Annotated in this window: 1 protein-coding gene; it reads left to right on the top strand. The window is 55.1% G+C overall.

The window, feature by feature from the left end; genetic code table 11:
* Positions 1-20: 20 nt before the first annotated feature.
* A partial coding sequence (locus G8768_RS20805) for an Ig-like domain-containing protein (RefSeq protein WP_167202815.1) occupies positions 21-7,827 on the top strand: 7,807 nt, incomplete at its 3' end.

The raw sequence follows: 7,827 nt of genomic DNA, 5'->3' as shown, positions 1-7,827 counted from the left end.
CTGTTTTAGAGGGAATTGCAGTGACTAATATTGCATCTAAAGATGTTCAAAATTTGCCAGTAAGCGACCATAAAGGGGTTGTTTTTGCTACGAAGGGCAAAATTGTAGATCAAAATGGCAATGTCATCTCGGTGGGCGAGAGCGTCACAAAGGGCGAGGTGCTGCAGACCGGTCCCGATTCCGCGGTGTTGGTGAAGTTTGCCGGCGGGGTGCTGGTGCTGGGTCATGAACAACAGATCGATATCGACCAGCGTTTGCTGGATCTGATCAACAAGAACAAGGTCGAAGACGCCGTGGACGAAGGGGTGGATTTCGACCGCCTGGAGCAGGCTTTGGAAGAGGGCCTGAATCTGGAAGAGCTGCTGCCGGCGACGGCGGCGGGTTCGGCTCCGACGTCCTCCGGGGCGGGCAGTGCTGCGGGCGCGGGTGTGCGCTTTGTGCTGACCGGCGCCGAAACGATTCCCTTGGCGGGTTTTGAAACCACCGCCCCCGATATCGCCTTCAATGGCCCCAACGATCAATCCGACGCCTTCGATTCCGAGCCCGAAGCCACTGACGACGAAGATTCGGTCACCAGTCTTGGTGTGGCCACGGGTAATGTGGTCACCGGGATTGATGTCACCAATGGCGACAGCAACACCCAGGACGGCAATGCCGATGACAGCGGCTTGAACGGTTTTGGCACGTCCATTGTGGTGGGCGTGGCTCTGGGTTCCGAAGCTGTGGTCAGTGACGGCAGCAATGTGGGCCAGGCCTTTAGCTCCGATAAAGGCACCTTGATTTTAAACGCCGACGGTTCCTATCAGTACACCCCGTTTAGAGAAGCCACGGGCCAGGACGTGTTCAGTTACACCGTCAGTGATGTGGACGGTGATCTGTCCACCGCGACTTTAACCATCAACATCGATGCGATCCCAAGTTTAGAGATTACCCCACCGGGCCCGGACGGTTCCGGTACGGATCAGAACACCGTCAGCGAAGCGGGTTTGCCCGAGGGTACCCAGGCGGGCAATGGCTCAAACACCACCGAAGGCCAGATCCGGTATTTTGCGGGCGATGGTGCCGCCACGGTACAAATTGGTGGCGTCAACGTTATCGTCAATGGCGAGCTTCAAGTGTCCGAAGTGCAAGGCCAGTTCGGACGATTGATCATCACTTCAGTAGATGCCAGCGGCATCAACTACCGCTATGAACTCGATCAAGCCGCCGATCACAGCCAGGGCGCTGTGCAGGACGATTTTACCGTTGTCATCAGCGATAACGACGGCAATGCCGCCGACGATATCAGCTCGACCTTAAGCATTGCGATTCTGGACGATGGTCCGATTGCCCAGGATCAGAACGATGCCATCGACACCAGCTTACAAGCCACCGGCAATGTGATCACCGGCCAGGATGTGGCCGGTGGCGATGCCAACACCAGTGACGGCGTGGCCGATCAACTGGGCGCCGACGGTGCCGGTTCGGCTGTCGTGGTGGGTGTGGTCAGTGGCAACAGCAGCGATGAAAGCAACACCGGCGTTGGTCAAACCATCACTTCCGATAAAGGCACCTTGGTCTTAAACGCCGACGGCAGTTACCAATACACCGCCAACCCCGGCGCCTTCGGGGAAGACACCTTTACCTACACCATGCAGGACGCCGACGGTTCCACCGATGTGGCGATCCTGACCATCAATGTCGATGCGGCCAACATTCTGGCCGACGACGATGAAACCGCCACGCTCCTGTCTGGCGAAACCGCCTCGGGCAATGTGCTGGCCAATACCGATAACCCGGACGGTCCGGAAGCGGCAGTGGTCACGAGCTTTATTTTTAACGGCACCGAATACCAAGCGGGTGAGTCGGTCACGGCCGCCGGTTTGGGCACCTTCACCATCACCGCCGATGGCAGCTACAACTTCGGCGCCAGCTCCGGTTTCTCAGGCACCGTGCCGCCGGTTCAATACACCGTCAGCGACGGCATTAACGAAGTCACGTCCACCTTAAACATCACCGTTATTGCTCCGAACATTTTAAGCGATGGCAATGAAGTGGTGACCGTACCGGAAGACACGGTGGGCACCGGGAATGTCCTGGCCAATGTCGTCAACCCGGACGGGCCGTCCGAATCTCTGGTGACCTTTACCGTCGACGGCAGCACCTACACTCCAGGCCAAACCGCCACGATTGCCGGTGTGGGTACCTTATTGATCGATACCGATGGCACGTACACCTTTACCCCTGAACTGAACTACAACGGTCCGGTTCCTGTGACCACTTACACCGTGACTGACGGTGTGGATACCGTATCTTCCACGCTCTCCATCTCTGTGGGGGCAGTCAACGACCTGAGTGATGACGACGAGACTTTCTCGACCCCGGAAGACACACCGCTGTCGGATAATGTCCTGAACAACAGCACCAACCCCGATGGCCCAGGGCCTGCGGAAGTCACCACCTTTACCGTCGGTGGCAGCAATTATGTGGCCGGTGACACCGCCACCATCGTCGACGGCGGCGTAACGGTGGGGCAGCTTACCCTCAACAGTGACGGCAGTTTTACCTTTAACCCGGCCAACAATTACGCCGGCCCGGTGCCAGCCATTAACTACACCGTCAGTGATGGCGCTTCGTCCGTAAACTCCACCCTGAATCTGAGTGTGGGTGCGGTAAACGATTTGACGGATGGCGATGAAAGCATCAGCACCAACGAAGACACGCCCACCAACGGCAATGTGCTCGATAACACCAACAACCCCGATGGCCCAAGCCCGGCCTCGGTGACCGGATTTAGCATTGGGGGCACCAACTACAGCCCCGGCACAACCGTGCCGGTTACCCAAGCGGGTGTGGCCATTGGTGACTTCACTTTAAACAGCGACGGCAGTTACACTTTCAGCCCCGCGCCAAACTACAACGGCGCCGGTCCCACCGTGGACTATCAAGTCACCGATGGGGCCGCCACCGTTAACTCGCAGCTGCAAATTACCGTCAACCCGGTAGACGATGGCGACCCCAGCGTTACCATCCCTGACAACAACGGCGGCGCTACCGGTGACGAAAGCGTTCAGGAAGATGCCACCGTTACCGGCAATACGTTTACCATCAGCGCCCCCGATGGTTTAGTGACGTTTACCATTGCCGGTCAGGCCATTACCGCCGCGGCTCTGGCGAACGCGTCGACCACCAACATCACCGTTGTGGGTAGCGAAGGCACCTTGATCATCACCAACTACGATCCGTCCAGCGGTGTGGTGACTTACAACTACGATCCCACAGGCACGGCTAAAGATCACAGCGGTGGAGAAATCACCGACGCCTTTGCAGTGACCGTTGAAGATTCCGCCGGCAGCACGGCTTCGGGTGTGTTGGATATTTTGATTACCGATACCGCGCCCGTTGCCAACGCCGATACGGATGCCACCAACGCCGATACCAACACAAGCGGGAATGTGAGAACCGATGTGGGCGGAGCCGATGTGGATGGCGCCGACGCGGCTGAAATTAGCGGTGTTGCGGCTGGCACACAAACCGGCGATATCTCTGGCGGTGTGAACACGGCCATTGCAGGCACTTTAGGTTCGCTCACGATTCAAGCGGACGGTTCTTACACCTACACGCCAGGTGCAGGTGCGGCAGCATTGGCCGAAGGTGCCACCGCGACCGATACCTTCAGCTACACCTTAAAAGATAACGACGGCAGTTTCTCAACGACCACCGTGACCATTACCGTCACGGGTACTACGGACGGTGCGCCAACGGTTACGATTACCGACAACAATGCCGGTGCAACGGGTGATGAAAGTGTTCAAGAAGATGCGACCTTAACGGGCAACACGTTTACGGTCAGTGCGCCGGATGGTTTGGGTTCCATCAGTGTTGCAGGGCAAAACATTACTGCTGCTGCACTTAACAATGCTTCAACCACAAACATTGCCGTCAACACGTCACAAGGTGTGTTGACGATTACCGACTACAACTCGGCAACAGGTGTAGTTACCTACAATTATGATCCAGCCGGTACGGCAAAAGATCACACCAGCGGTGAAGTGGTCGATAACATTGCAGTGGTTGTTACGGATAGTGATGGAACAACCGCGAATGGTACGTTAGATATTTTAATCACCGACACCGCGCCGGTTGCTAACGCCGATACCGATTCCACCGATGCGGATACGAACACAACGGGTAATGTGAGAACCGACGCCGGCGGTGCCGATGTGGATGGCGCCGACGCCGCTGAGATTACTGGCGTGGTGGCCGGCACACAAACCGGCGATATCTCCGGTGGTGTGAACACAGCGATTGCAGGCACTTTAGGTTCGCTCACGATTCAAGCTGATGGTTCTTATACCTACACTCCAGGTGCAGGTGCCGCAGCATTGGCCGAAGGTGCCACCGCGACCGATACCTTCAGTTATACGCTTAAAGATGATGATGGCAGTTTCTCGACTACGACTGTCACCATCACGGTAACTGGCACGACTGATGGTGCACCAACGGTTACGATTACCGACAACAATGCCGGTGCCACTGGCGACGAAAGTGTTCAAGAAGATGCGACCTTAACGGGCAACACGTTTACGATCAGTGCGTCGGATGGTTTGGGTTCCATCAGTGTTGCAGGGCAAAACATTACTGCTGCTGCACTTAACAATGCTTCAACCACAAACATTGCCGTCAACACGTCACAAGGCCTGTTGACGATTACCGACTACAACTCGACAACGGGTGTAGTCACCTACAACTACGATCCAGCGGGTACGGCAAAAGATCACACCAGCGGTGAAGTGGTCGATAACATTGCAGTGGTTGTTACGGATAGCGATGGAACAACCGCGAACGGTACGTTAGATATTTTAATCACCGATACCGCGCCGGTTGCCAATGCCGATACGGATTCCACCGATGCGGACAGCAACACAAGCGGGAATGTGAGAACCGATGTGGGCGGTGCCGATGTGGATGGTGCGGACGCCGCTGAAATTACGGGCGTGGTGGCCGGCACACAAACCGGCGATATCGTTGGTGGTGTGAACACAGCGATTGCCGGTACCTTAGGTTCACTCACCATTCAAGCCGATGGTTCTTACACGTATACCCCAGGTGCGGGCGCGGCGGCACTGGCCGAAGGCGCAACGGCGACCGATACGTTCAGTTATACGCTTAAAGATGACGACGGTAGTTTCTCAACAACGACTGTGACTATTACGGTTACGGGAACGACTGATGGTGCACCCACCGTCACCATTACCGACAACAATGCTGGCGCAACGGGTGACGAAAGTGTTCAAGAAGATGCAACCTTAACGGGCAATGCCTTCACCATTAACACACCCGATGGTTTAGGCTCATTGAGCATTGCCGGTCAATCAATTACGGCTGCTGCACTCAACAACGCTTCAACAACCAACATCACAGTGAGCACTACAGATGGCGTCCTCACGATTACGGATTACAACTCGGCAACGGGCGTAGTCACCTACAACTACGATCCAGCGGGTACCTCTCAAGACCACAACGGCGCCGAAGTCGTTCACAACTTTGCCATTGTGGTGACAGACAGTGATGGCACAACGGCCAGTGACAGTCTTGATATTTTAATCACCGACACCGCACCGGTCGCCAATGCGGATACCGATGCCACCAACGCCGACACCAACGCAACGGGTAATGTGAGAACGGATGTTGGCGGTGCCGATGTGGATGGTGCCGACGCCGCTGAAATTAGTGGTGTTGCGGCAGGCACACAAACCGGTGATATCTCCGGCGGTGTTAACACAGCGATTGCAGGTACTTTAGGTTCGCTCACGATTCAAGCCGATGGTTCTTACACCTACACCCCAGGTGCGGGCGCGGCAGCGCTGGCCGAAGGTGCCACCGCGACCGATACCTTTAGCTACACCTTAAAAGATAACGACGGCAGTTTCTCCACAACGACCGTGACCATTACCGTCACGGGTACTACGGACGGTGCGCCAACGGTTACGATCACTGACAACAATGCCGGTGCCACTGGCGATGAAAGTGTCCAAGAAGACGCGGCCTTAACGGGTAATACCTTTACGATCAGTGCGCCGGACGGTTTAGGTTCGATCAGTGTTGCTGGTCAAACGATTACGGCTGCGGCATTAAATAACGCTTCAACCACAAATATTGCCGTCAACACATCACAAGGTTTGTTGACGATTACCGACTACAACTCGGCAACGGGCGTAGTCACCTACAATTACGATCCTGCTGGTACCGCTAAAGACCACACCAGTGGTGAAGTGGTCGATAACATCGCAGTGGTTGTTACGGATAGCGATGGAACAACCGCGAATGGTACGTTAGATATTTTAATCACCGACACTGCGCCGGTTGCTAACGCCGATACCGATTCCACCGATGCGGATACGAACACAACGGGTAATGTTCGTACCGACGCCGGTGGTGCTGATGTCGATGGCGCCGACGCCGCTGAAATTACGGGCGTAGTAGCGGGCACACAAACCGGCGATATCTCCGGCGGTGTAAACACAGCGATTGCAGGCACCTTAGGTTCACTCACCATCCAAGCGGACGGTTCTTACACCTACACCCCAGGCGCAGGCGCTGCAGCATTGGCTGAAGGTGCAACGGCGACGGATACCTTTAGCTACACCCTCAAAGATGACGACGGCAGTTTCTCAACAACGACTGTGACTATTACGGTTACGGGAACAACCGATGGTTTACCGACGGTTACGATCACTGACAACAACGCCGGTGCAACCGGTGATGAAAGTGTTCAAGAGGATGCGACCTTAACGGGTAATACTTTCACCATTAACACACCTGATGGTTTAGGTTCATTGAGCATTGCCGGTCAAACGATTACGGCTGTGGCATTAAATAACGCTTCAACCACGAACATCGCTGTTAATACGGCACAAGGTTTGTTGACGATTACCGATTACAACTCGGCAACGGGCGTGGTGACGTATAACTACGATCCAGCGGGTACCTCGCAAGATCACAGCGGTGCCGAAGTTGTTCACAACTTTGCTATTGTTGTCACCGACAGTGACGGCACGACAGCCAGTGACAGTCTTGATATTTTAATCACCGATACCGCACCGGTTGCTAACGCGGATACCGATTCCACCGATGCGGACAACAACGCAACGGGTAATGTGAGAACGGATGTTGGCGGTGCCGATGTGGATGGCGCCGACGCCGCTGAAATTACGGGCGTTGTTGCGGGCATGCAGACTGGCGATATCTCTGGTGGTGTGAACACAGCGATTGCCGGTACCTTAGGTTCACTCACCATCCAAGCGGACGGTTCTTACACCTACACCCCTGGTGCAGGCGCTGCAGCCTTGGCTGAAGGCGCAACGGCGACGGATACCTTCAGTTATACCCTCAAAGATAACGACGGCAGTTTCTCAACAACGACTGTGACTATTACGGTTACGGGAACAACCGATGGTGCACCCACCGTTACGATTACTGATAACAATGCGGGCGCCACTGGCGACGAAAGTGTTCAAGAAGATGCGACTTTAACGGGCAACACGTTTACGATCACAGCACCGGACGGTTTGGGTTCCATCAGTGTTGCAGGGCAAAACATTACTGCTGCTGCACTTAACAATGCTTCAACCACAAACATTGCCGTCAACACATCACAAGGTTTGTTGACGATTACCGATTACAACTCGGCAACGGGCGTAGTCACCTATAATTACGATCCTGCTGGTACCGCCAAAGACCATACCAGCGGTGAAGTGGTCGATAACATTGCAGTGGTTGTTACGGATAGCGATGGAACAACCGCGAATGGTACGTTAGATATTTTAATCACCGACACTGCGCCGG

Source organism: Pseudoteredinibacter isoporae (assembly GCF_011602085.1).
GTDB lineage: Bacteria > Pseudomonadota > Gammaproteobacteria > Pseudomonadales > Cellvibrionaceae > Pseudoteredinibacter > Pseudoteredinibacter isoporae.
Note: the sequence above shows the minus strand (reverse complement) of the source record. Positions and strands in the feature narration are given on the sequence as shown.